The sequence below is a fragment of the Candidatus Methylomirabilota bacterium genome (genome assembly GCA_035764725.1).
GTDB lineage: Bacteria > Methylomirabilota > Methylomirabilia > Rokubacteriales > CSP1-6 > DASRWT01.
On sequence record DASTYT010000106.1, the window covers coordinates 39,159 to 63,761 of the forward strand.

Here is a 24,603-nt window from a genome sequence, read left to right on the forward strand (position 1 = left end):
GAGAGAGCCATCATGGATCTGGGACTCGGCGGCAAGACGGCCCTGGTGACGGGCGGCAGCAAGGGCATCGGCCTCGCGGCGGCGCGCGGCCTGGCCGCGGAGGGCGCGCGCGTGATGATCGCCGCGCGCGACGCGACCGTGCTCGGGCGCGCCGCCAAGGACATCGAAGCGGCGACGGGGCGCCCCGTGGAGACGGCGGCGGTGGATCTGTCCACGCTCGAGGGTGTCCGCGCGCTGGTGGCGGACGCCGTCACGCGCCTCGGGCGTCTGGATATCCTCGTGAACAACGCGGGCGCCATCAAGGGCGGCGACTTTCTCACGACGCCTGACGAGGAATGGCTCCGCGGCTGGAGCCTGAAGCTGCTCGGCTACATCCGGATGGCGCGCGAAGCGCTCCCCGCCATGCGGCGGCAGGGACGCGGCCGCATCATCAACGTGGTGGGCGCGGCCGCGCGCAATCCTGCTCCCAGCTACATGATGGGAGGCGCCGCCAACGCCGCGCTCATCAACTTCACCAAGGCGCTCGCCGATCTGGGCGCGCGCGACGGCGTGCTCGTGACGGGCGTGTCGCCGGGGCCGGTGAAGACGGAGCGCTGGGACACGCTGGTGAGGCAGCAGGCGGAGGCGGCGGGAGAGGACGTGTTCGCATTTGAGAAAGCACGAAGCGCGGAGTATCCGCTCGGGCGCATCGCACTGCCGGAAGAAGTCGCCGATCTGATCGTGTTCCTCGCCTCCGAACGCGCAACTTTCTTGACCGGAATTACGATCACCGTCGATGGCGGCATCACACGCGGGGTGTTCTTGTGAGGAATGTGTCGAGGTGACGTGTGAGCGACCGTGCTGCAACTTCGTGAAATAGAGAACTTCCTGCCATAAAATTCGCTTGACAGCCCCCCGGGCCGTCACTAGGGTATGCCAACCGTCGGAGGCTTGGTTCGCGGGCCCGACCGGCGGTTTAGGTGGTTCCGGGGAGCTGTGCCCCACACGCCGCCGGGGTGCGCCGGGTTGGTCTCGGTCCCGGGTGCGGCAGGAGGTTCGTGATGCCCGCTAAGCTGTTTGTAGGCAATCTGTCCTTCCAGGCGACCGAAGAGGACCTGCGCGAGCTGTTTCAGCAAGCGGGCGTCGTCGACTCGGTCCGTATCGTCACCGACCAGTTCACGGGCCGCCCCCGAGGGTTCGGGTTCGTGGAGATGGCCAGCAAGGAAGAGGCGTCCAAGGCCATAGAAATGCTGAACGGCCGGCTCTTCCGGGACCGGAACCTCGTCGTGGACGAGGCCCGGCCACAGCCCGCCCGGGGGGGAGGCGGTTCGCGGCCCGATCGCGGCCCGCGGCCCGGCGGGGGCCCCGGGGGCGGAGGCGGCTGGCGCCGCTAGCGACTCGAACGCCCAGGCCCCGGGGTCGAAAGCCCCGGGGCTTTTTTCATCGAGGTGTATACTCAACACATGGAGAGGACTCGCTCCAGCACGGCGCGCACCATCCCGGGCATCCCGGCCCCGGGCTTCGCCCGGCGCATCGGTGAGGTCGTGGACAGCCGGCGCTCCGCCACGTTCCAGGAACTCCAGAGCGTGGAGCTGGTGAATCGCCTCAAGCCAGGCCCGGGCGGAGGCGGTATGCCGTTCGGCTGGACGGTGAACCCCTACCGCGGCTGCGAGGTGGGCTGCGTCTACTGCTACGCGCGCCCCACGCACGAATATCTCGGCCACGCCGATCCGGCGGAGTTCGAGTCACGGATCTACGTCAAGCGCGCGGAGCCGGGGCGGCTCCACGAGGCGCTGAAGAAGGCGCGCGAGAGCGGCGAGGAGATCGCCATCGGCACCGCCACCGATCCGTATCAGCCGGCGGACGGCCGCTTCCGTATCACCAGAGATGTCCTGCGGGCGATCGCGCGCGTGCGCGGGCTCCGCGTGGGCATCACCACCAAGTGCGCCTCCATCACGCGGGATCTCGACCTCCTCGCGGAGATCGCGGCGAGCTCCGAGCTGATCGTCAACATCTCCCTGATCAGCCTCGACGCGGATCTCCTTCGCGCGATCGAGCCGCGCGCGCCGCGCCCGGATCTTCGCCTCGGCGCCATGCGCGCCCTCACCGGGGCCCGGGTGTCGGTGCGCCTCTTCGTCATGCCTATTCTGCCCGGCATCACCGACGGCGAGCCGGGGCTGCGCGAGCTGCTCGCCGCGGCCCGGGCCGCGGGGGCGCGTGAGGCGGTGTGGAACGTCCTCTTCCTGCGCGGTAGCGCGCGGGGCTTCTTCCTGGACTACGTGCGCCGCGAGATGCCGTGGCTCAGCGCGCGCTACGAGGCGCTCTACGCGCAGGGGACGCGCGCGCAGGCCGAGTATCGCGGGATCGTCGAGGGCCGCGTGGAGCGGCTGGCCCGCGAGGTCGGGCTCGGCGGCCTCACCCGCGAGGACCGCATCCGGCGCGAGGCGGTGCCGGCGCCGCCGCGTCAGCTCGAGCTGGTCTGGTAGGCCGCCGCCGCGATCCGACTGCCCTTCAGTTCCCAAAATCCAGCGACGTCTGGACCGGCCCCGCTTCCTCGACCTCCTCCGGCTCCTCGACCACCACCGCCAGGCCCTCACGCGCGACGAAGGGCAGGAATTTCTCGGCGAGCTCACGCAGCTTCGCGACGTAGTAGGCGGTGTTCTCGTCGGGCGCGGCGGGATCCCACGCCGCTGCGAGCTTCGCCGCCTCATTGACCTTGACGCGGACGCCCTCGCCGGTCACGTAGTACGAGACCTGATCGCCCGCCTGGTAGGGGCGCTCGGCGCGGAGCGCCAGCTCGTAGGCGGCGCCGGGATTGCGCGTGCCCGCCGCCACCTTCTCCTGGTAGGCCCCCGGCGACTCCTGCAGGGTCTCCGTCTTCATGAACTGGCGCACCGGCACGCGGCGGGCGACGAAGTCCTCCTCCCAGCGGCGGTTGAGCGCGGCGATCTCGTCGCGCCGGCCGGTGAGGAGGAGACGGAACATCTCCTCCATCCACTGCCGCTGGAAAAGCTCGATGCCGCGCGAGCGGAGTCCGGAGCCCTTGATGAGGAGCTTGCCGGCGGGATCGAGCAGCACGTAGTTCTTCATCTTGTAGCTCAGCATCGCCGGATAGCGGCCGCCCAGCTCGAGCTGTATCCACTCGGGGAAGGTCTCGCCGAGCCGCGCGAGCAGCTCGTCCTCGGCCTCGGGGGCGGCGAGCGCGTCCGGCGGCACGAAGTAGATCCCGTCGGTGTCGACCTCGATGACGGTCGCCCCGAGGGCGCCCAGCCGGTCCACGAGCCCGGTGACCAGCCGCCGGCCCTCGCCGGTGACCCGGTTGGCCGCCTCGAAGTCGTTCCAGTGTCCGAAGCCGGTGCCGAGATAGCCGTAGAACGAATTGATGAGGATCTTGAACGTCTGCTGCAGCGCCCCCAGCAGGAGGCGGTCGGCCTCGCTCGTCGCCTCGCGCGCGAGGCGTTTGGCGCTGACGCGGAACTCGCGCAGATCGCCGAGCATGGCGCCGAAGATACCGAGGGCGTCGCCCGCCGGCATGATGCTCTGGCCCAGCATCAGCGAGGGATAGAGCGAGGTCACGTCCACGTGGAGCACGTTCCGCGCCACCCCCTGCTGGTAGACCGCGGTGAATCCGCCCATCACCGAGCGGCCTGCGCCCGCGCGCGGAACGGCCTGGCCGCGGTGGAGATACTCGCGGAGTAGCAGCGCGTCGATCTTCGTCGCATTGCCGCGCAGGACCACCGACTCGTAGTCGAAGGGCAAGGCCTGGGCCTGGACGAAGTAGGGCGGCGAGAGGATGGCGGAGAGGCCGAGCGTCTCCAGCACGTCGTCGCGGGCATAGGCCATGAGGCGCGCGGGATCCTCGGCGAACACGCGGGGAATGTCCTCGGCGGGCAGGTACGTGCGCGCGGGCGCCGCCACCCCGAAGTGACGCGCCACGTCCTTGAGCCCGTAGGAGTCGAGATTCCGCGCGGCCACGTCGTAGAGCTGGGCGAGCATCCACGTGTCCACGATGTGCCGTCCCGCCACGCCGTAGCGCCGGTACGCGATCGTCCGCTCCGCCACCTGCATGCGCGAGGCGTACCCGCGCAGCGTCGAGGCGTCGCGCCCCCACGCCAGCGCCACACGGTGGCGGCGGGCGCGCGCCTCGAGGTACTCCAGGTCGAAGCGGAAGATATTGTGGCCCTCGATCACATCGGGGTCGCGCTCCGCGATGAGCCGGCCGCACGCGCGCAGGAGCTCTTGCTCGTCCATCTCGGCGCCCGACAGGACGGTGGACCAGCCAGTGGAGTCGGCGAGGGCGATCGCGATGATCCGGTCGCCCTCGCGCGCGGCGTTGGGGAACTCGAAGCCCGGCGTGGTCAACACCTCGATGTCCAGCGCGAGGCGCCGGAGGTCGCTCAGAGCCATGCCCCGGAACGAGGTGCGCCCCGTGCGGAGCAAGTATTGATGGACGGGATCGCCCAGGAAGAGATAGGGCCCCTGGGGATCGCCCGGCGAGCGGCCGGAGACCCGGCGGCACTGCTCGCGTGCTTTCTCGGCCTGGCTCCACGAGGGGAAGGTCGCAAGCCAGCGGTAGACACCCTCGCCGGCGAGGGCGATCAGCTCGCGCTCGCCCGGGAGCCCGTCCAGGAGGTCCGCCTCGGCAAGGAGGATGAAGGGGCGAAAGGACTCCTCCACGGTGGAGACGGCGCCCTCCCGGCGCGCGTAGACGCGCACGGTGGTGTCGCCGGGCGCGAAAGCGAGGAGGCTCGGGGTGTCGTCGCGGCCGAAGAGGAGGGGATTGCCGTAGAACGGCAGCGGGATCGCGCTCAATTGAGGCGGCTCAGCTCGGACTGAAGCCGCGTCAGCTCGCGCCGGGCGATCTCGTAGCGCGGCTCGATGCGGAGGGCCTGGCGCAGCTCCGCCACGGCCTCGCGCAGTCGGTTCTGCTTCACGTAGACCCGGGCGAGGTTGAAGTAGGGGAACTGGCGCGGCTCGTAGCGGGGCGCCGTCTTCGCACGCTCGAGCCACGGGGGCGCCTCCTCGTGGCGTCCCAGCTCGATCAGGTAGGCGCCGATGTCGTTGTAGGGATTCCCGAACGACGGATCCACGGCGATGGCGAGCTTGCACTGAGTGATCGCGTCCTCGTGGCGCCCCTGGAACGACATCGCCCAGCCGAGAAAGGTGTGGGCCTCCGCGGTGGGATGCGCGGCGATCGAGCGCCGGTAGCCCTCGATCGCCTCGTCGAGGCGACCCGCCATCTGATGCTCATACGCGCGCTGGAACTCGTCGCGCGCGTCGTCCATTCGTCCGAGCTCGTCCACGACTCCTCCCCTTCGGATTCTACCCCAGCCTCGCGAAGGGCTGGCGGTGACCAGTGGCTTCCGCTATGCTGGGCCGCCATGTGGACTCGCGCACTGGTCGCGCTCACCATCGCCGCGGCGCTCGCAGGCTGCGCGGGACCCACGCGCATCACCTACCAGAACGTCACGCCCGACAAGCCGGAGACGATCAGTGCGACGGTGACGCGCCCGTCCGGCCCCGGCCCGTTCCCGGCGGTGGTGATCATGCACGGCTGCGGCGGCCTCTCGCCGCAACTCGAGCGGTGGGCGCGCTGGTTCGCCGATCGCGGCTACATCGGCATGGTCGTCGACAGCTTCGGCCCGCGGAAGGTCAAGGGCGACTGCGCGCCGGAATCGCCCGACGACATCCCGGTGACCGCGCGGCTCGACGACGCCTTCGGCGCGCTCAGGTGGCTGCAGTCACAGCCCGACGTCCGGAAGGATCGTGTGGGCATCATCGGATACTCGCAGGGCGGCGTGTATGCGATGTCGGCCGTCAACGGCCCCAGCCTGGAACGCGCAGCCCGGCGCGGGGTCAAGATCCCCGAGCCCGGCTTTGCGGCCGGGGTGGGCGTCTACCCCGGCGGCTGCCGCTCCCTGATCCCACAGCTCGCGGTCAAGCCCTTGCTGGTGCTCATCGGCGGGGCCGACGACTGGACGCCCCCCGAGCATTGCCAGCAGATGGTGGAGTCCATGAAGTCCCGGGGTGCCAATACCTCCATCGTCGTGTACCCGGGCGCCTATCACTACTTCGACGTCGAGGAGCAGAAGAAGGAGTATCTGCCGGACGTGGGGAACGACTTCAAGCCGAGCGGACGGGGTGCCACCGTGTCCTATCAGCCCGAGGCCGCCGCGGACGCCTACCGGCAGGTCGAGCGCTTCTTCGGGCGTTACCTCAAGCAGTAGCGTCGGCGCGGGATGGCGGAGTCGGTGGGCAAGCAGGAGATGCGGGAGCGCGTGTGGCGCGCCATGGAGATCCACGGCGCCGCGCGCTTTCCCGGCGCCAAGGGGCGCATCCCCAATTTCCCCGGCGCCGAGCGCGCCGCCCTCCAGCTGCAGACCTTGCCGGAGTGGAAGCGCGCGCGCGTGGTCAAGATCAATCCCGACGCGCCCCAGCTGCCCGTGCGCGGCATGGCGCTTCGCGAGGGCAAGCTGGTCTACGTCGCGGTACCGCGGCTCCGCGCGGAGCGGCCGTTCCTCGAGCTCGATCCCGCGCGCCTCGGCGCGCGCGGGCCCAAGGCGGCCACCATCAAGGGGGCGGCGGTGCACGGCCGGCCGGTGGGCCTCGACGACATGCGGCCGATCGATCTCATCGTGTGCGGCTCGGTAGTCGTCAACGGTCGGGGAGCGCGGCTCGGCAAGGGCGGAGGCTACTCCGACCTCGAGTATGGGATGCTGCGCGCGCGGGGGCTCGTGACCGACCGCACGCCCGTGGTGACGACCGTGCATCCGCTGCAGATCGTGCCGCAGCAGCTCCCCCGGCTTCCGCACGACATCACGCTCGACTGGATCGTGACCCCGGAGGGCCTCCTGCGCTGCGCGCGCGGGCTGCCCCGACCCCGGGGCATCTACTGGGACTATCTCGACGACGCCGCAATCGCGGCCATCCCGGTGCTCGCCGAGCTCCGGGGCGCGCGCGAGGCGCGCTGAAAGGACAGGCAATGGACCTCGGACTGAAGGGCAAGGTGGCGTTCGTGGCGGCGGCGAGCAAGGGCATGGGCAAGGCGTGCGCGCTGGGGCTGGCCGCGGAGGGTGCGCGGGTGGCGATGTGCGCGCGGGGCGAAGCCGACCTCAAGGCCGCGGCCGCCGAGGTGGAACGGAAAACCGGCGCCGAGGTACTCGCGGTGCCCGCCGACCTCGCCAAGGCCGAGGACTGCGCGCGCGCGGTGGCGCGGGCGCGGGATGCGTGGGGCGGAGTGGACGTGCTCGTGGCCAACGTGGGCGGGCCGCCGCCCGGCCCGTTCGAGAAGATGTCGGACGCCCAGTGGGTGCAGGCGTTCGAGCAGGTGCATCTCTCGACGGTGCGGCTGATCCGCGACGTCCTGCCCGGGATGAAGAGCACGCGGTGGGGACGGATCCTCGCCATCCAGTCCACCTCGGTCAAGCAGCCGGTGGACGGCCTCGTGCTCTCCAACGGCATCCGGCCGGCGATCGCCGGCCTCTTCAAGACCCTCGCGGTGGATCTGGCGAAGGACGGCATCACGGTGAACCTCGTGCTGCCGGGGCGGATCCAGACCGACCGCTTCATCAGCCACCAGAAGGAGCGGGCGGAAGCCTCCGGGCGCACGCTCGAGGAGCAGATCGCGCTATCGGCCACCGACATCCCGATGGGGCGGGTCGGCACGCCGGAGGAGTTCGCGGCCATGGTGGTGTTCCTGGCCTCCGCGCGCGCCTCCTACATCACCGGCTCGGTGGTCCAGGTGGACGGCGGCCTCGTCCGGTCCAACGTCTAGACCTGGCGCGGCGCCGCCACCGGCTCCGCCCGCGATGCGCGCGTGATCGTCGCGTTCTGGCACGCCCTCCGGGGCTTCAAGCAGGACAGTGGACTCTTCCTCTCCGCGGGTCTGTCCTTCTACTTCCTCGTCTGCCTGGTTCCCATGCTGTTCCTGTTCGTCTCGGCAATGGGCTATCTCCTCACCAGCGAGGCGGCCACTACCGCGGTGCTGAACCAGCTCTCCCAGCTCGTGCCCGTGTACCGGAAGGAGCTGTCGGAGATGCTCGCGCGCCTCATCGCTACCCGGAAGACCTCGGGGGTCATCGGCACCGTGATCCTCCTCTTCTTCTCCACTCAGCTGTTCGGGTGCCTCCGCACGATCATGAACATCGTGTTCGAGGAGCGGAAGGGCCGCGGCATCCTCCGCGGGATGCTCTACGACGTGCTGATGCTCGCAGTGATCGGCGTCCTGTTCATCACCAGCATGGTGATCACCGACCTCTTCTTCTGGTTCCGCTCGCTCGTGTTCGCGCCCGCCCACATGCCGAGACAGTGGGTGCGCTACACGTTCCTGGCGATCGCGCTGGGCTTCAACACCGCGCTCTACTTCGTGGTCTACCGCTACTTTCCCACCCGCCGCATCCACGTGGGCGCCGCCATGGCCGGGGCCGTGCTCGCGAGCCTCCTGTGGGAGATCGCCAAGCAGATCTTTCGCTGGTACATCCTCTCGATCGGCGTCTACGACCAGATCTACGGCGCCCTCGGCTTCATGGTGGCCCTGACTATGTTCGTCTACTACTCGGCCATCGTCCTGGTCCTGGGCGCGGAGTACGCCGCCGCCGTCGAAGCCCGCTGGCGCAAGGGGCACACGCTCTGATAGCGTAGGGCGCCCATGAGCCAGGCCGACGTGCTTCCTCTCGAAGGCGTGCGGGTGCTCGAGCTGGCGCACCTGATCGCCGGGCCGCTCTGCGGCATGTACCTCGCCGACATGGGCGCGGACGTCATCAAGGTCGAGTCGCGGGAAGCGCCCGACGCGGGACGGCACATCTACCGCCTGTATCGGGGCGGGGAGGGCATCCTGCACCTCACCGTGAACCGGAACAAGCGCGGCCTCTCGGTGGATCTCCGCCAGGACGCGGGCCGAGCGCTGTTCCGCCGCCTCGCCGCCGGCGCCGACGTGGTCATCGAGGCCTTCCGCGGCGGAGTCGCCGAGCGCTTGGGCATCGACGCCGCATCCCTCGCCGCCGTGAACCCGCGCCTCATCTATTGCTCGATCTCGGCCTTCGGCCCCACCGGCCCCTGGCGCGAGAAGCCCGGGCTGGACGCGCTCGCCCAGGCCCTCGGCGGCTTCATGGCGATCACCGGGGAGCGCGAGGGTGGACCCGTGCTGGGCGGCGCGCCGGTGGCCGACACGATGGGCGCCATGCTCGCCACCCAGGGCATCCTCACCGCGCTGCTCGCCCGCCACCGCACCGGCCGAGGCCAGCGCGTCGACGCCTCGCTGCTCGACGCGATGCTGCTGGCGCACACGGCGCGGCTCGCCGTCTTCCACGAGACGGGGGAATCGCCAGGCCGGTGGGGCAGCGGGCATCCGGAGATCGTCCCGTACCGCGCGTACCGCGCATCCGACGGCTGGGTGTTCGTGGCGGTGTGGGTGGACCGTCTCTGGCGGCCATTCTGCGACGCGATCGGCCGCCCGGAGCTGGCGGACGACCCACGCTTCGCGGGCCGCGCCGACCGCATCGCCCACCGCGGCGGGCTCGACGCCATCCTCGAAAAAGTGTTCGCCGTCCGGTCCGCCGCCGAGTGGATCGAGATCCTGGAGCGCGCCGACGTGCTCTGCGCGCCCGTCAACGACTACGCGGATCTGGTGCGCCATCCCCAGGTGCAGGCCTCGGGCATGCTCGCGGAGCAGGAACATCCACGCGTGGGGCGCTTCAAGACCATCGCCACCCCGGTGAAGCTCTCGGAGACGCCGGGCCGCATCCGGACGGGGGCGCCCGCCCTCGGCGAGCATACCCGCGAAATTCTCGCGGAGGCCGGGCTCGCCACCACGGAGATCGACGCGCTGGCCGACGCCGGCGTGATCTGACCGAAAAGGAGATCGGACTCATGATGCTCACGGACAAGGTCGCGGTGGTGACGGGAGCGGGGCGAGGGATCGGGCGCGAGATCGCGCTCCTGATGGCGCGCCACGGCGCCGCGGTGGTGGTGAACGACCTCGGCGGCGGCGCCGACGGCGCGGGCGGGACCCAGGCGCCGGCCGACGAGGTGGTCAGCGAGATCAAGAACCTCGGCGGTCGGGCCACCGCGTCCTACGACTCGGTGGCGACCATGGACGGCGGCAAGCGCATCGTCCAGGCCGCGCTGGACAATTTCGGCGCCATCGACATCGTGGTGAACAACGCCGGCATCCTGCGCGACCGCATGATCTTCAACATGACCGAAGAGGAGTGGGACGGTGTGATCAACACCCACTTGAAGGGCTGTTTCGCGGTCACGCGCGCCGCCGTCCCCCACATGCGTGAGAAGAAGTGGGGCCGCATCATCAACATGACCTCGACGTCGGGACTGGTGGGGAACATCGGGCAGGCCAACTACGCGGCGGCCAAGCTCGGGATCGTGGGCTTCACCAAGGTGGTGGCGCTCGACATGGCGCGCTACAACGTGACGGCCAACTGCATCTCGCCCTTCGCCTGGACACGCATGATCGGCACCATCCCCACCGAGACCGAGGCGCAGAAGGCGCGCGTGGAGAAGATCAAGAAGATGGGCCCCGAGCACATCGCCCCGGTCGCCGTCTTCCTCGCCTCCGAGGCCGCGAAGGAAGTGTCGGGGCAGGTCATCGGTGTGCGCGGCAAGGAAGTGATGATCTTCGGCCACATGCGGCCGGTCATGCGCGTGCACAACGACCTCGGCTGGACGCCCGAGCGGCTCGCCGAGATGTTCCCCGGCACGCTGCGCCACCACCTGGCGCCGCTCGACACCTCGGGCCAGTACTTCAACTACGACCCGCTGGTCTAGCCCACCCGCCGATCGAGCCAGCCGCGGCCGAGCAGGATCATGCCGGCCGCGGCGAGGCTCACGAGCGCGCCGGCCCACTCGGCGAGGCCGGGCCGGTGGTGCAGGGTGACCTCCAACCCGGGCGTCGCCGGCAGCTCGACCTCGAGCAATCCCAGCTCGCCCTGCCGCGTCGCGAGGGGACCGCGCGGACCCCACGCCCGCCAGAGCGGTGACCAGGCAACTCCCGTCGAGACCCAGCCCGCCTCGGGACTGGCCAGGACCGCGAGGTAGCGATCGGGGCCCACGGCTCGGGCGAGGGGACGCGGCGTCGGCGTGGTGAAGAGGAGAAACGGGCCCACGTGCATCGGCGGGGCCCACGCCGGATCGGCGGTGAGGAAGCTCAGGCGTGGGATGTCCTCGTCCAGCGCGACGACGGTGGACACCCGCAGCTGGGCGGCCAGCCGTGACAGCTCGCCCGGCCGCAGGCGGTCAGGCTCTCGGCCGAACAGGGACACCGGGTCCAGCTGCTCGGCCAGCTGTCGGATGGGCTGGCGAAGCGCCGCCGCGCCCTCGCGAAGGCCGGCGTAGAAGTATCCCGCTACCGGCGAGGGATGCGTGAAGGTGCCGCCGATGATCCCCCGGTCCACGAGCGTGGGGGTGAGAGCGGGCAGATGAGAGTGCTCGCGCCACCAGTCCTGGCCAAACTCGAGCGGCACCGACGAACGAAGGAAGAGCACGCGGCCCGGAGGCGTGCGTCGCAACGCGTCCCAGAGGGCGTCGAAGCGATACCCGTGGATCACGCTCTCCATCGTCGGCCAGTCCCTGACGCGCGGCCAGAGCGACACGGTGGGCTCGCGCGACACGGCGGTCGGGGCCGAGAGGAAGATTCCCGCGGCCAGGCCGAGCGTGATCGTGATGCCCGCGGCGGCCCAGGGAGGCTCCCAGCGGTAGCGCGCGAGGCCGGCCCGCAGCAACGCCGCCACCGACGCGCTGGCGCCGAGCAACAGGGCGAGGATCACGCTGTCCATGAGCCGATCGGCCGGGAGCCAGTGGAGCCCCGTCGGCCCGGCGAAGATCGAGTCGAGCAGCGTCACCGCGATGATCGGGGCCGGCAGAGTCTCCAGCCAGAGGAGGGGCCGAGCGGGTCGGGAGCCCATCGTGACCGCGAGGCCGCCGGCCGGGCTCAGCGCCAGCAGAAGGAGCAGCAGGGGACGGCTCGCGAAATCGGCCGCCAGCCCCGCGAGGGAGGCATCGGCCCAGGCGAGCGCGAGCGCCATCGGGGGCTCGATGACGAGATGCGCGACGAGCGGGAGCAGCCAGAACGCGGTGAGGCCCAGGCCGAGCGCGACCACGACCGCCGAGGTGCCGAGCGCGTAGCGCCGCGGCACCGGGGCGAGCGCGCCGACCAGCGCCACCAGCACGACCGCCATCGCGCTGTGCGCGGGATGCGCCAGGATCACCGCGGCGACAAGGAGCGCCGGCACCGCGCGTGGTCGGGCCCGTCCTTCCAGCCAGGGCAGGAGGGTAAAGGCGAGGAGCGGGAGCAGGCCCCAGCCAAGCCGCGCGGCCACGAGACCCCAGCGCAGCCCCTCCTCGGCGCCGCTGCGCGAGCCCGCGGAGATCACAAGCCCCAGGAACGCGGCGGGCAGCGCCGCCCACCCGGAGCCGAGCGCGCGGGCGAGCAGCGCATAGGTCGTCGCGGCCGGGAGCAAGAACACGAGCCAGACTAGGATCAGGTAGAGGGTGCCAGGGCTCGCGAGCCCGAAGGCCAGCCAGTGGAGAACATAGCCCAGATAGAAGAAGAGCGGGGGGTAGTACTGGAGCTCGGGATAGCCGGCCCACCAGCCGGGGTTCCAGTGCCACGGTGCCGGACCGAGCGTGATGACGTGGATCAGCCGATAGAGCTGGCCCGGATGATCGTCTGCGCCCGGGACACCGCGGCCGAGCGCCGTCCAGCCCCACGCGACGGCGTAGACAGCGAGAGGAATTGCCGCGACCATCGTCCGACGCTGCACGCTCGGGCGCGAGTATACCGGGCTTCTCTCGTTGACATTCGTTTCTCGCGAGTGTTAAGTATTCGAAATCGTGTCGCTCGGATCGGTGATCGCGGCAGCGGCCATGCCGGGATCGTGCAGGCACTTTCGGGGCTCAAATCCCCTACCGATGGAGAGGCCATGGATCGAGTGAAGGGACTGACCTGTCGAGAGTGCGGGCGATCATACCCGTCCTCTCCCGCTCACGTCTGCGAGTTCTGCTTCGGCCCCCTCGAGGTCGACTACGACTGGGGCGTCATGCGCGCGCGCGTCAGCCGCGCCCGCATCGAGGCGGGACCCCGCAGCATCTGGCGTTACGCGGATCTCCTGCCCGTCGGGCTCGACGCGGACGGCGAGCCGCCGGTGGGCCAGGCGGCGGGCTTCACGCCGCTGGTCCGGGCCCGCAATCTCGGCGGGGAGCTCGGCGTCACGCAGCTCTACATCAAGAACGACTCCGTCTGCCATCCGACCTGGTCCTTCAAGGACCGCGTGGTGTCGGTGGCGGTCGCGAAGGCCAGGGAATTCGGCTTCGACACCGTGGCGTGCGCGTCCACGGGCAATCTCGCCAACTCGGTGGCCGCCCACGCGGCGGAGGCGCATCTTCAGGCGTACGTGTTCATTCCCACCGATCTCGAGCAGGGCAAGGTGACCGCAACCCTCGTCTATGACCCGGTGCTGTTCGCCGTGCAGGGGACCTATGACGAGGTCAACCGCCTCTGCTCGGAGATCGCCGACAAGTATCACTGGGCGTTCGTCAACATCAATCTCCGCCCGTACTACGGGGAGGGCTCCAAGACCGTCGGCTACGAGATCGCCGAGCAGCTCGGCTGGCGCGCCCCCGCCCACGTGGTGGTGCCGTGCGCCGGCGGCGCGCTCCTCACCAAGATCGCCCGCGCCTTCGAGGAGATGCGGGACCTCGGCTTGATCCCCGCGGCCCACACGAGGATGTACGCCGCCCAGGCGCTCGGCTGCGGACCCATCGTCACCATGATCAAGAACGACACCGACGTGGTGGTCCCGGTGAAGCCCAACACCATCGCCAAGTCCCTCGCCATCGGCAACCCCGCCGACGCCTACTACGCCTACCGCGCCGCCAAGGACTCCGGCGGCCACGGCGAGCACGCCACCGAGGAGGAGATCGTGGAGTGCATGCAGCTCCTCGCGCGCTCCGAGGGCATCTTCGCGGAGACCGCGGGTGGCGTGACCGTCGCGGCAACCCGGCGCCTCATCGAGGCCGGCCGCATCCCGCGCAACGAGCCCATCGTGATCTGCATCACCGGCAGCGGGCTCAAGACCCCGGACGTGCTGCACGACCGGCTGTCCGCCAGCGTGACCATACGGCCGCAGCTCTCGGTCTTCGACCAGGCGCTGGCCGATCTCAAGTCGAAGGGAGACATCGCATGAGCGTGCTCGTTCGCATTCCCACCCCGCTCCGCAGCCTGACCAAGGGAGCCGCCGAGGTCCAGGGGAGCGGGGACACCGTCGGCGACATCATTCAGGACCTGGAGCGCCAGTTCCCCGGCCTCCGCGACCGCCTCGTGGACGAGGGCGGCGATCTCCGGCGGTTCATCAACATCTATGTCAACGAGGAGGACATCCGGTTCCTCGAGGGCGCCAAGACCACGCTCAAGGCAGGCGACTCCGTCTCGATCGTGCCCGCCATCGCCGGCGGCCGGTAGCGATGCGCTGGCCTCAGGGCCGCATGCGCGTCCGGCTGACATTCCCTCCCGATCTCGTACGCAAGCCCGTCGTCTACCACCTCGTGAAGGACTTCGACCTCGTGGCCAACATTCGCCGGGCCGACGTCCAGCGCGACCACGGCTGGGTGGTGCTGGAGCTGGAGGGCGCCGAGGACCGGCCTGCACCAGGGCGTGGCCTGGCTCAAGCAACAGGGCGTCACGGTGGACCCCATCGAGCGCGACGTGGTGCTGTCGTGAGGGCGGAGGGGCGATGATCGGGATCTCCAAGCGGGTCCAGGGATTCACGGAGTCGGTCATCCGCGAGATGACGCGGGTGAACAACCAGTACAACGGCATCAACCTCGCGCAGGGCATGCCGAACTTTCCGCCCCCGCGCGAGCTGGTGGAGGCCGCGCATCGGGCGCTCGACGGCGACTTCCACCAGTATGCGATCACCTGGGGCACTCCGCGCCTGCGCCAGGCCATCGCCGCGAAGTACCGGCGCTTCTACGGGATGGAGGTGGAGCCCGACCGCCACGTCACCGTCTGCTGCGGCTCGACCGAGACCATGCTCGCCACCCTCCTCGCCGTGCTCAACCCCGGCGACGAGGTCATCATCTTCGAGCCCTTCTACGAGAACTACGGCCCCGGCTGCATCATCGCCGGCGCGGTGCCGATCTGGGTGCCGCTCGAGCCGCCGGACTTCAGCTTCGATCCCGACCGCCTGGCCCGGGCGGTGACGCCCCGCACGCGCGCCATCGTCTTCAACAGCCCGAACAATCCCTCCGGCAAGGTGTTCTCGCGGGCGGAGCTCCAGCAGATCGCCGACCTCTGCCTCGAGCACGACCTCCTGGCGATCACCGACGAGATCTACGAGCACATCATCTATGACGGGAGTGGCCACACGCCGATCGCAACCCTCCCGGGCATGGCCGACCGGACGGTGACGATCTCCGGCATCTCCAAGTCCTACTCGGTGACCGGCTGGCGAATCGGCTACGCCATCGCCAATCCCGAGCTGTCGGTGGGGATTCGCCGGGCCCACGATTTCATCACGGTGGGCGCGCCGCACCCGCTGCAGGAGGCCGCGGTCACCGCGCTCCAGTTCCCCGACGCCTACTACACGCGGCTCCGCGAGTCGTACCAGGCGCGAAGAGACCTCCTCTTCTCCCAGGTCGAGGCGGCGGGCTTCGTGGCCTGGAAGCCGCAGGGGGCGTACTACATCCTCACCGACGTCGCCCACTTCATGAAGCAGTACGACTGCGCGGACGACACCGCCTTCGCCATGCACCTCATCAAGGAGGTGGGCGTGGCCACGGTGCCCGGCTCGTCCTTCTATGCGCACGGGGATCTCGGGCGCACCAAGATCCGGTTCTGCTTCCCGAAGACCGACGACATGCTCATCGAGGCGGGCCGCCGGCTCCAGAAGCTGGCGCGGTGACGCTGCGGGAGTCGGCCCGCGCGGTGTTCGACGCCGCGCTGCGGGCCGGGGATGTCCGGCCGCTCGTCCAGCGCGCCCTCGCGGGACTGACCCTTCCTCCCAGCGGGCGCGTCCTGCCACCCCACGGCCGAGTGCTGCCGCCCCACGGCCGAGTGCTGGTGGTCGGCGCCGGGAAAGCCTCGGGTGCGATGGCGGCGGCGGCCGAGGAGGCGCTGGGCGACCGCATCGCGGACGGTGTCGTCGCCGTCAAGGACGGCTATCTCGCCCCCACCCGCCGCGTCCGCCTGCTCGAGTCCGGCCACCCCGTGCCCGATGCGCGAGGGGCGGCGGCCGCCCGCGCCATCCACGACCTCGCCCGTACCGCGCGTCCCGACGACCTCTTGCTGGTGCTGATCTCGGGCGGCGGCTCCGCGCTCACCCCGGCCCCCGCGCCACCGATCACGCTGGAAGAAAAGCAGGCCCTCACCCGGCTCCTCCTCCGCGCGGGCGCCACCATCAATCAGCTCAACGCGGTGCGGAAGCACTGCTCGATCTTGAAGGGCGGCCAGCTCGCCCGGGCCGCCGACGGGGCGAGGGTGCATGCCCTGCTCCTTTCCGACGTCATCGGTGACCCTCTGGACGTCATCGCCTCGGGTCCGACCGCGCCCGACGAATCCACCTATGCCGAGGCGCTCGACATCCTTGAGCGCTTCGGCATCGCCGAGCAGGTGGCCCCAAGCATTCGCCGGCGGCTGGAGGAGGGGCGCCGCGGCGCCATCCCCGAGACACCCAAGCTCGGTGACCCGCTCTTCGCGCGCGTGACCAACACCGTGATCGGCAACAACCAGCTGGTCGTCACCGCCGCCGTCGAGCGGGCACGGGCGCTCGGCTTCGCCCCGCATCTCCTGACGCGGACGCTCGAGGGCGAAGCGCGAGAGGTCGGGGCTCGATTTGTCCGCATGGCGCGGGACATTCGCGCGGGAAGCGGACCGGTACGTCCGCCCTGCTGCCTGATTGCCGGGGGCGAGACGACCGTGACGGTGACGGGGCAGGGCAGCGGGGGCCGCTGTCAGGAACTGGCGGTGGCCGCCGCCATCCAGATGGCCGGACTCCCTGATGTGGTGGTGCTGGCGGCGGGGACGGACGGCAGCGATGGGCCGACGACGGCAGCGGGCGCGCTCGCCGACGGAGAGAGCGCCGCGCGCGCCGGCGCGCTCGGCGTGGATCTTGCCGCGCGACTGGCCGACAACGATGCCAATCCCGCGCTCGCTGCGCTCGGCGATCTCATCGTCACGGGTCCCAGCAACACCAATCTCCTCGATCTCTACCTCGTCCTCGTCGGCTAGCTCGTCAGGCATTTGTCACCTGCTCGTCGCGCAGGCGAAATGCTCTTAGTGCGCGAGATTGCGTTGGTGGGGAATTTCGACCCACAAGGTTATCCACCAACGATCCACAACTTCAGTGGATAGAAGCGCGCCCGGGACTGCCCAAAGCGCTGTGCTATCCTAGCCCGCGTATGTCGCGGACAAATCTTCTCGATCTCCTTCCCGACGAGCTCGAGGCCCTAGCGGAATCTCTCGGCGCGCCGCGCTATCGCGGGCGGCAGCTCGCGAACTGGCTCTATGCCAAGGGCGTGAGCGATCTCGCGCTGATGTCGGACCTGCCACGCGAGCTTCGGGAGACCTTGGCCGAGCGGAACACCATCGCGGTGCCCGCACTCGAGCGGGCCACGCCGTCGCGGGACGGCAGCGAGAAGCTCGTGCTCCGGCTGGCCGATGGCGCGCGCGTCCAGTCGGTACTCATGCCCGACGAAGACCGGCTCACCCTGTGCCTTTCGACTCAAGTGGGCTGCGGCTTCGGCTGCACCTTCTGCTTCACCGGCACGATGGGGCTCGGCCGGGACCTCGGCGCCGGCGAGATCGTGGGGCAGGTGCTGGCGGCGCGGGCCCGCCTGGCGCCCGGCGCGCGCATCACGCACATCGTCTACATGGGCATGGGGGAGCCCCTCGCCAACTACGCCGCGACGGCGCGGTCGCTTCGCCTCCTGACCGACCCGCGGGCCTTGGGCTTCTCGCCCCGGCGCATCACCGTCTCCACCGTGGGCCTGGTCGCCGGCATCGAGCGGCTGGCCCGGGACGACTTCCGCGTGAATCTCGCCATCTCGCTCCACGCCACCACCAACGAGGTGCGCGACCGGCTCATGCCGGTCAACAAGGGCGTGAAGCTCGAAGCGCTGCTGGCCGCCTGCAAGCGCTTCCCGCTGCCGACGCGTCAGCGCATGACGTTCGAGTACGTGCTGCTGGACGGCGTCAACGACTCGCCGGACGACGCCCGGCGGCTGGTGAAGCTTCTCAAGGGCATGCGGGCCAAGGTGAACCTGATCCCGTTCAACGAATGGGACGGGGCGGGCTACACGCGGCCGCCGCTCGCGCGCATCCTGGGCTTCCAGGCCATCGTGCTGGAGCACGGGATCACCGCGACGGTGCGCTGGAGCAAGGGCGAGGACATCGGAGCGGCCTGCGGCCAGCTCAACGAGCGCCTGGCGTGCTGAGCCCGCGGCCGGCCGTCGCGTTCCCGACGCTGGGCTGCCGACTGAATCAGGTCGAGTCGCAGGAGATGGCGGCGCTCGTGGAGGCGCGGGGATTCCGCGTCGCGGCCCCGGGCGAGCCCGCCGGCGCCTTCGTCGTCAACACTTGCACGGTGACGGGGCGCGCCGATTTCTCGGATCGCCAGCTGATCAGACGTATCAGGCGGGAGAACCCGGAGGCGCTGCTGGTGGTGACAGGATGCTGGGCGCAGACCGATCCCGAGACGGTGGCGGCGCTCGGCGGCGTGGACCTGGTCCTGGGCAATCAGGAGAAGTACCGTCTGCCCGAGCTGATCGCTGAGCGCCTGGCCGCCGCGCCCGGGCCGGCCCCGCCGCCCGTGCACGTGGCGCCCATCGCCGAGGCCCGGACCGTGCCCTTCGCCCCGTTCGCGCGCGTGACCGGCCGCTCGCGCGCCTTCGTCAAGGTGCAGGACGGCTGCCAGCACCGCTGCGCCTTCTGTATCGTGCCGGCGGCGCGGGGCGGCAGCCGCAGCCAGGATCCCAAGGTGGTCCTCGACCAGGTACGGCTCCTCGTCGAGGCGGGACATGGCGAGATCACGCTCACCGGCGTGGACCTCGGGCATTACGGCTGGGACCTGGTGCCCCGGACCAGCCTCGCGGCGCTGCTGGCGCTCCTTGCGGACGTGCCGGGGCTCCGCTGGCTCCGCCTCTCGTCGGTGCTGCCGGCGTACTTCAGCCCGGCCCTCGTCGAGGCCGTGACGGGTCTGCCCATGGTCGCCCCCCATCTGCACATCCCCCTCCAAAGCGGGAGCGATCGCGTGCTGCGCCGCATGCGGCGCCCCTACAACGTCCGCATGTATCGGGCGCTCGCCGAGCGGCTGGCCGCGGCCATCCCGGAGCTCGGGCTGGGGGCCGACGTGATCGTGGGCCATCCGGGCGAGGAAGAGGCGGACTTCGACGCGACCATGGATCTGGTCCGCGCGCTACCGTTCTCGTACCTCCACGTCTTCGCCTACTCGGACCGCAAGGGCACGGAGGCGGCGCGGCTTGGCGGGCGCGTGCCCTCGGCCGTGATCCGCCGCCGCGGGGCCGCCCTCCGCGCGCTCGCCGCCGAGAAGCACCTGACCTTCCGGCGCCGGCTGCTGGGCCACACGCGCGACGTGCTGGTGCTGGACGCGCCCGATCGGGCGACCGGCCATCGCCTGGGTCTCACCGCCAGCTACGTGGAGGTGCGCTTCCCCGGCCCCGCGGAGCTCGGCCGCCGCTTCGTGCCCGTCACCATCACCGACTGCGCGCGGGACGCGACGTGGGGCGTTTTGGAGGCCGTTTCCGCATGACGACGCGTGCGGCCGCCCCCGATCTCCTCGCCCTCGGCGTCATCGGGGGCAGCGGTCTCTACGATATGGACGGCCTCACCGACGTGCGCTGGGTGAAGGTGCGCACGCCGTTCGGCGATCCGTCGGACGCCTACTGCGTGGGCCGGCTCGGGGACCGCCGCATCATCTTCCTCCCGCGGCACGGGCGGGGGCATCGGCTCACGCCCACCGATCTGAACTACCGTGCCAACATCTGGGGGCTCAAGAAGCTCGGGGCGACGGCGGTGATCTCGGTGAGCGCGGTCGGGAGCATGAAGGAGGAGATTCGCCCGCTCGACATCGTGATCCCGGACCAGTTCTACGATCACACCAAGCGGCGCATCTCCACGTTCTTCGGGGAAGGATTGGTCGCGCACGTGGGCATGGCGCATCCGGTGTGCGGTGAGCTGGGCGACGTGCTGGAGACCGCGGCACGCGAGACCGGCGTACGCGTGCACCGCGGCGGCACCTACATCTGCATCGAGGGGCCGCAGTTCTCCACCAAGGGTGAATCCGAGGTCTACCGGCGCTGGGGCATGTCCGTGATCGGCATGACCAACATGCCCGAGGCCAAGCTCGCCCGCGAGGCGGAGCTCTGCTACGCGACGGTGGCACTGGCCACGGACTACGACGTGTGGCATCCGGAGCACGATGCGGTGACGGTGGAGGCGGTGATCGCCAACCTGATCAAGAACGTGGCGACCGCGCGCGACCTGCTGCGCCGCGCCCTGCCGAGGGTGATGCCGCGCGCGGGCTGCAAGAGCGGCTGCCCGGAGGCGCTCGCCAAGGCGCTCATCACGGATCCCGCGCACATCCCGCCGCGCGCGCGGCAGCGGCTCGCCCTTCTGATCGACCGGCATCTGCCCCGGGGCCGCCGGCCCGCGAGAAGGGGAGGCAAGGCCCGTGGCTGAGCGCGGGCCGGCGCTCGACGTGGTGGCGATCGGCAATGCGCTGGTCGACGTGCTGAGCCACACCACCGACGAGTTCGTCAGCAGTCGGGGCATGGTCAAGGGCTCCATGCAGCTCGTGGACGAGACGACCGCCCGCGCGCTCTACCAGGCGATGGGGCCCGGCGTGGAGATCTCCGGTGGCTCGGCCGCCAACACCGTGGTGGGCGTCGCCTCGTTCGGCGGGTGCGCCCACTACGTGGGGAAGGTGCGCGACGATCAGCTCGGCGAGGTGTTCGCCCATGACCTGCGCTCGACGGGGGTGGGATACACGACCCGCGCCGCCACGAGTGGCCCTTCCACCGGGCGCTGCCTCATCCTGATCACGCCCGACGCCCAGCGCACCATGCACACGTACCTCGGCGCCTCGGCGCGGCTCGGACCTGAGGACGTGGACGCCGAGCTGATCGCGCGTGGCAACATCCTCTACCTCGAGGGATATCTCTTCGACCCGCCGGAGGCCCAGGAGGCGTTCCGCGTGGCCGCGGGCATCGCCCACGCGGCGAAACGAAGGGTCTCGCTGACGCTCTCCGACCCCTTCTGCGTGGATCGGCATCGCGCGGCGTTCCTGGACCTGGTGGAGCACCACGTGGACGTGCTGTTCGCCAACGAGGCCGAGATCTGCGCGCTCTACCAGACCGACTTCGACGCGGCGCTCGAGGCGGTGCGCGGACACTGCGAGATCGCCGCGCTCACCCGGAGCGCGCGCGGCTCGGTGGTGGTGGCGCACGGCAAGGCGCACCCGATCGATGCCCGGCCGGTGAATGCGGTGGTGGACACGACGGGCGCGGGTGATCTCTACGCCTCCGGCTTCCTCTTCGGGCTGAGCCGGGGCCTCGACCTTCCCGCCTGCGGCCGCCTCGGCTCAATCGCGGCCGCGGAGGTCATCTCGCACGTGGGGGCGCGGCCCCAGCAATCGCTGGCGGCGCTGTCGACCGAGCGATGACCCATCCGGCGATGACCGATCCGGCTCTGGACGCAAAGTATCGGCGGCTCGTCGGCATCCTGCGCGAGATGGACCGCGTCGTCGTCGCGTTCTCCGGCGGGGTGGATTCCACTGTCCTCGGGCGCGCCGCCAAGGACGCCCTCGGCGACCGCGCGGTGCTCGCCACCGCCGACTCCGAGACCTACCCCGAGTCCGAGCTGGCGGAGGCGCGGCGGCTCGCCGCGGCCATCGGCCTCCCGCACGTGGTGATCCAGACCCACGAGCTCGAGCGGCCCGAGTATGCGCGCAACGCGCCCAACCGCTGCTTCTTCTGCAAGGACGAGCTGTTCACGCGGCTCGAGGCGGTCGCCCGCGAGCACGGGGGCATGCCGATCGTCTACGGGGCCATCATGGACGACCTCGGCGATCATCGTCCCGGCATGGAGGCGGCGAAGGCCAAGGGTGTGCGCGCACCACTGATCGAGGCGGAGCTCTGGAAGCGCGAGGTGCGAGAGATCGGCCGTGCGCTCGGGCTGCCCAACTGGGACAAGCCCTCGTTCGCGTGCCTCTCCTCACGCTTCCAGTACGGTGACACCATCACCCCCGAAAAGCTGCGCCAGGTCGACCGCGCCGAGGCCTTCCTCCGCGAGCTGGGCTTCCGACAGTTCCGCGTCCGTCACCACGACCGGCTCGCGCGCATTGAGCTGCCGCCGGAGGACATGGCGCGAGTCTGGGAGGACGGGCGCCACACCGCCATCGTCCGCCGCTTCCGCGAGCTGGGCTACGGCTTCGTGACCCTCGACCTCCAGGGCTTCCGCAGCGGCAGCGCCAACGAGGCGCTCCAGTGGATCGCGAAAAGGTAAGGGCCATCCTCGAGGACGTGGCGCGCGGCGCCCTCACGCCGGAGCGGGCGCTGGCGCGGCTGCGCGACCTGCCCACGGAAGACCTCGGCTTCGCCCGGGTCGATCTCCACCGCGCCCTCCGCCACGGCATGCCCGAGGCGGTGTTCTGCCCCGGCAAGACGCCGGAACAGGTCGTGGCGATCGTCCGCCGGCTCGCCGAGTCGCACGACAACATCCTCGCCACCCGCGCCGACGGCGACGTGCAGCGGGCGATCGCGGCGAGCGGGCTGCCCCATCGCCTGCATCCCGACGCCCGCATCGCGGTGGTGAAACCCCTCGACACCGAGGGGGTCGGCCTCGTGCTGGTGCTGAGCGCGGGCACCGCGGATCTCCCGGTGGCCGAGGAAGCCGCCATCTGCGCCGAGACCATGGGCAACCGCGTGGAGCGTGTGTACGACTGCGGCGTGGCGGGGCTGCACCGCCTGGTACCCCATCTCGACCGGCTCAACGAGGCCAACGCCATCGTGGTAGTGGCTGGCATGGACGGCGCGCTGCCGAGCGTGGTCGGCGGGCTCGTGGATCGCCCGCTGATCGCGGTGCCCACCAGCGTGGGCTACGGGGCCTCGTTCGGCGGCATCGCCGCGCTGCTCACCATGCTGAACGCGTGCGCTCCCGGCATCTCGGTGGTGAACATCGACAACGGCTACGGCGCCGCCGCGCAGGCGAGCCAGATCAACCACCTCGTCGCGAAGCTCCGCTGAGGGCCGCCGTGCGCCTCGCCTACTTCGACTGCCCCAGCGGCGCCGCCGGCGACATGATCCTGGGCGCGCTCGTGGACGCCGGGCTTCCCTTCGACGAGCTTCGTGCCGGGCTCGCGGGTCTGGCGCTTGCGGGATACGCGCTCGAACAGCGTCAAGTCACCAAGCGCGGCTTCCGCGCCACCAAGGTCGAGGTGCACGTGCACGAGCACGCGCCGCACGGCCCCGCGCATCACCATCCCCATCGCACGCTGCCGGTGATCCGCGAGCTGATCGAGGCCAGCGCGCTCCCCCACCCGGTGAAGACGAGCGCAGTGCGCGTCTTCACCCGCCTCGCCGAGGCGGAGGGGCGCGCGCACGGGGAGCCGCCGGAGGCCGTGCACTTCCACGACGTGGGCGCGGTGGACGCGATCGTGGACATCACCGGCGCCTGCCTGGGCCTGCACCTCCTCGGCGTGGGTGCCGTGCACTGCTCGGCGCTGCCGGTGGGCGGCGGCATGGTGGACGGGCCGCACGGACGCATCCCGGTGCCGGGGCCCGGGACGGCGGAGCTCCTCCGCGGCTTCCCCGTGGTGGACACCGGCGTGAAGCGCGAGCTGGTCACGCCCACCGGCGCGGCCATCCTCACCACGCTGGCGAAGGGAGCCGGCGTCATGCCCGCGATGACGGTGTCCGCGGTGGGCTACGGGGCGGGGACGATGGAGCTAGAGACGCCGAACCTGCTTCGCGTGTTCCTCGGCGATTCCGCGACTGCCGGCCAGACCGAGACGATCATGCAGGTCGAGACCACGGTGGACGACATGTCCCCGCAGCTCTACGAGGCGTTGATGGAGCGGCTCTTCGCTGCGGGCGCGCTCGACGTCTACCTCACCCAGGTCATCATGAAGCGGAGCCGGCCGGGCATCGTGCTGGTGGCGCTCTGCCCGCCTGCGCTCGCCCCGGACCTCGCCCGCATCCTCTTCGAGGAGTCGACGACCATCGGCGTCCGCTGGACGGCCTACGAGCGGGCGCGCCTGCCGCGCGAGATGATCACGCTCACCACCTCGCTGGGCCCCATCACCTTCAAGGTGTCCCGGCTCGATGATCGACCGATCACGGTGACCCCCGAGTTCGAGGAAGTCCGCCGCATCGCGCGAGACAAGGGCCTGCCGGTGCGCGAGGCGCTCGAGCGCGCGCGCGAGGAAGGCCGCCGGCTGCTCGGCTGACCGCTCCGGGACAATCTGCAAGCGGCTGCGGCCCTTGACATCCCGGGGGGCGGGGCATAAGGTTTGAGGCGCTTTTGCCAGCCCCGGACCCCTCATCTCCCCCAGGAGGTAGCGTGGTGAAACAGAAAGTCACCGTCACCATCAACGGGACCAG

General features: G+C 70.6%; 23 protein-coding genes. 20 read left to right on the forward strand and 3 right to left on the reverse strand.

Annotation, left to right across the window (positions count from 1 at the left end; genetic code table 11):
• The first annotated feature begins 12 nt into the window (after window positions 1-12).
• The 3 genes from VFX14_17450 to VFX14_17460 all read left to right on the forward strand — a co-directional run bounded on the left by VFX14_17450 (window position 13) and on the right by VFX14_17460 (window position 2,465).
• Window positions 13-807 (forward strand): short-chain dehydrogenase/reductase, encoded by a 795-nt coding sequence (locus tag VFX14_17450; GenBank protein ID HEU5191475.1) that lies wholly within the window; start codon window positions 13-15, stop codon window positions 805-807.
• 233 nt (window positions 808-1,040) lie between these two features.
• Window positions 1,041-1,373 carry an RNA-binding protein gene (locus tag VFX14_17455; protein ID HEU5191476.1) on the forward strand — a complete coding sequence of 111 codons (333 nt, stop codon included), beginning with the start codon at window positions 1,041-1,043 and terminating at the stop codon, window positions 1,371-1,373.
• 69 nt (window positions 1,374-1,442) lie between these two features.
• Window positions 1,443-2,465: a radical SAM protein gene (locus VFX14_17460; GenBank protein HEU5191477.1), complete on the forward strand. Its 1,023-nt coding sequence runs from the start codon at window positions 1,443-1,445 to the stop codon at window positions 2,463-2,465.
• A gap of 25 nt (window positions 2,466-2,490) precedes the next feature.
• Here the strand turns inward: VFX14_17460 and VFX14_17465 are convergent, their stop codons facing one another.
• Both VFX14_17465 and VFX14_17470 read right to left on the reverse strand, forming a co-directional pair.
• On the reverse strand, window positions 2,491-4,791 hold the full coding sequence (locus tag VFX14_17465) for a DNA polymerase domain-containing protein (GenBank protein ID HEU5191478.1): 2,301 nt from the start codon (window positions 4,789-4,791) through the stop codon (window positions 2,491-2,493).
• A complete protein-coding gene (locus VFX14_17470; GenBank protein ID HEU5191479.1) occupies window positions 4,788-5,282 on the reverse strand; it encodes a tetratricopeptide repeat protein in 495 nt (164 codons plus the stop codon). Before VFX14_17470 ends, VFX14_17465 begins: the two co-directional genes overlap by 4 nt.
• A 78-nt stretch (window positions 5,283-5,360) precedes the next feature.
• On the opposite strand from VFX14_17470, the gene VFX14_17475 reads away from it, so the two are divergent.
• From VFX14_17475 to VFX14_17500, 6 genes are read left to right on the forward strand one after another with little or no spacing between them, the layout of a single operon-like run.
• A complete protein-coding gene (locus VFX14_17475) occupies window positions 5,361-6,206 on the forward strand; it encodes a dienelactone hydrolase family protein (GenBank protein HEU5191480.1) in 846 nt (281 codons plus the stop codon).
• Window positions 6,207-6,218: 12 nt separating this feature from the next.
• A complete protein-coding gene (locus VFX14_17480; protein HEU5191481.1) occupies window positions 6,219-6,950 on the forward strand; it encodes a 5-formyltetrahydrofolate cyclo-ligase in 732 nt (243 codons plus the stop codon).
• Window positions 6,951-6,961: 11 nt separating this feature from the next.
• Window positions 6,962-7,753 carry an SDR family oxidoreductase gene (locus tag VFX14_17485; GenBank protein HEU5191482.1) on the forward strand — a complete coding sequence of 264 codons (792 nt, stop codon included), beginning with the start codon at window positions 6,962-6,964 and terminating at the stop codon, window positions 7,751-7,753.
• A gap of 42 nt (window positions 7,754-7,795) precedes the next feature.
• On the forward strand, window positions 7,796-8,611 hold the full coding sequence (locus VFX14_17490; GenBank protein ID HEU5191483.1) for a YihY/virulence factor BrkB family protein: 816 nt from the start codon (window positions 7,796-7,798) through the stop codon (window positions 8,609-8,611).
• Window positions 8,612-8,626: 15 nt separating this feature from the next.
• Window positions 8,627-9,826, forward strand: coding sequence for a CoA transferase (locus tag VFX14_17495; GenBank protein ID HEU5191484.1), 1,200 nt, complete (start codon window positions 8,627-8,629; stop codon window positions 9,824-9,826).
• Window positions 9,827-9,849: 23 nt separating this feature from the next.
• Window positions 9,850-10,758 (forward strand): SDR family NAD(P)-dependent oxidoreductase, encoded by a 909-nt coding sequence (locus VFX14_17500; GenBank protein ID HEU5191485.1) that lies wholly within the window; start codon window positions 9,850-9,852, stop codon window positions 10,756-10,758.
• Here the strand turns inward: VFX14_17500 and VFX14_17505 are convergent.
• Window positions 10,755-12,752 carry a 6-pyruvoyl-tetrahydropterin synthase-related protein gene (locus VFX14_17505; GenBank protein ID HEU5191486.1) on the reverse strand — a complete coding sequence of 666 codons (1,998 nt, stop codon included), beginning with the start codon at window positions 12,750-12,752 and terminating at the stop codon, window positions 10,755-10,757. The two genes, VFX14_17500 and VFX14_17505, sit on opposite strands and share 4 nt — an antisense overlap.
• Window positions 12,753-12,911: 159 nt before the next feature.
• Between VFX14_17505 and thrC the strand changes: the two genes are divergently transcribed.
• From thrC to larC, 11 genes are all read left to right on the forward strand, one after another.
• Window positions 12,912-14,174 (forward strand): threonine synthase, encoded by a 1,263-nt coding sequence (gene thrC / locus VFX14_17510; GenBank protein HEU5191487.1) that lies wholly within the window; start codon window positions 12,912-12,914, stop codon window positions 14,172-14,174.
• Window positions 14,171-14,449 carry a ubiquitin-like small modifier protein 1 gene (locus tag VFX14_17515; GenBank protein HEU5191488.1) on the forward strand — a complete coding sequence of 93 codons (279 nt, stop codon included), beginning with the start codon at window positions 14,171-14,173 and terminating at the stop codon, window positions 14,447-14,449. The genes thrC and VFX14_17515 overlap by 4 nt, the downstream gene beginning before the upstream one ends.
• 271 nt (window positions 14,450-14,720) lie before the next feature.
• Window positions 14,721-15,890, forward strand: a complete 1,170-nt coding sequence (locus tag VFX14_17520) for an aminotransferase class I/II-fold pyridoxal phosphate-dependent enzyme (GenBank protein ID HEU5191489.1) — start codon at window positions 14,721-14,723, stop codon at window positions 15,888-15,890.
• The gene (locus tag VFX14_17525; GenBank protein HEU5191490.1) at window positions 15,887-17,215 is read left to right on the forward strand and encodes a DUF4147 domain-containing protein; all 1,329 of its coding nucleotides are present in this window, start codon (window positions 15,887-15,889) and stop codon (window positions 17,213-17,215) included. Before VFX14_17520 ends, VFX14_17525 begins: the two co-directional genes overlap by 4 nt.
• A 170-nt stretch (window positions 17,216-17,385) precedes the next feature.
• Window positions 17,386-18,420 (forward strand): 23S rRNA (adenine(2503)-C(2))-methyltransferase RlmN, encoded by a 1,035-nt coding sequence (gene rlmN, locus VFX14_17530; GenBank protein ID HEU5191491.1) that lies wholly within the window; start codon window positions 17,386-17,388, stop codon window positions 18,418-18,420.
• Entirely contained in the window at window positions 18,414-19,754 is a 1,341-nt protein-coding gene (mtaB, locus tag VFX14_17535) for a tRNA (N(6)-L-threonylcarbamoyladenosine(37)-C(2))-methylthiotransferase MtaB (protein ID HEU5191492.1), read from the forward strand. The genes rlmN and mtaB overlap by 7 nt, the downstream gene beginning before the upstream one ends.
• Window positions 19,751-20,683, forward strand: a complete 933-nt coding sequence (gene mtnP / locus VFX14_17540) for an S-methyl-5'-thioadenosine phosphorylase (protein ID HEU5191493.1) — start codon at window positions 19,751-19,753, stop codon at window positions 20,681-20,683. Before mtaB ends, mtnP begins: the two co-directional genes overlap by 4 nt.
• Entirely contained in the window at window positions 20,676-21,665 is a 990-nt protein-coding gene (locus VFX14_17545; GenBank protein HEU5191494.1) for an adenosine kinase, read from the forward strand. The genes mtnP and VFX14_17545 overlap by 8 nt, the downstream gene beginning before the upstream one ends.
• 11 nt (window positions 21,666-21,676) lie before the next feature.
• Window positions 21,677-22,507 (forward strand): ATP-dependent sacrificial sulfur transferase LarE, encoded by an 831-nt coding sequence (larE, locus tag VFX14_17550; protein ID HEU5191495.1) that lies wholly within the window; start codon window positions 21,677-21,679, stop codon window positions 22,505-22,507.
• On the forward strand, window positions 22,489-23,247 hold the full coding sequence (gene larB / locus VFX14_17555; protein ID HEU5191496.1) for a nickel pincer cofactor biosynthesis protein LarB: 759 nt from the start codon (window positions 22,489-22,491) through the stop codon (window positions 23,245-23,247). Before larE ends, larB begins: the two co-directional genes overlap by 19 nt.
• An 8-nt stretch (window positions 23,248-23,255) precedes the next feature.
• Window positions 23,256-24,449: a nickel pincer cofactor biosynthesis protein LarC gene (gene larC / locus VFX14_17560; GenBank protein ID HEU5191497.1), complete on the forward strand. Its 1,194-nt coding sequence runs from the start codon at window positions 23,256-23,258 to the stop codon at window positions 24,447-24,449.
• Window positions 24,450-24,603: the final 154 nt, after the last annotated feature.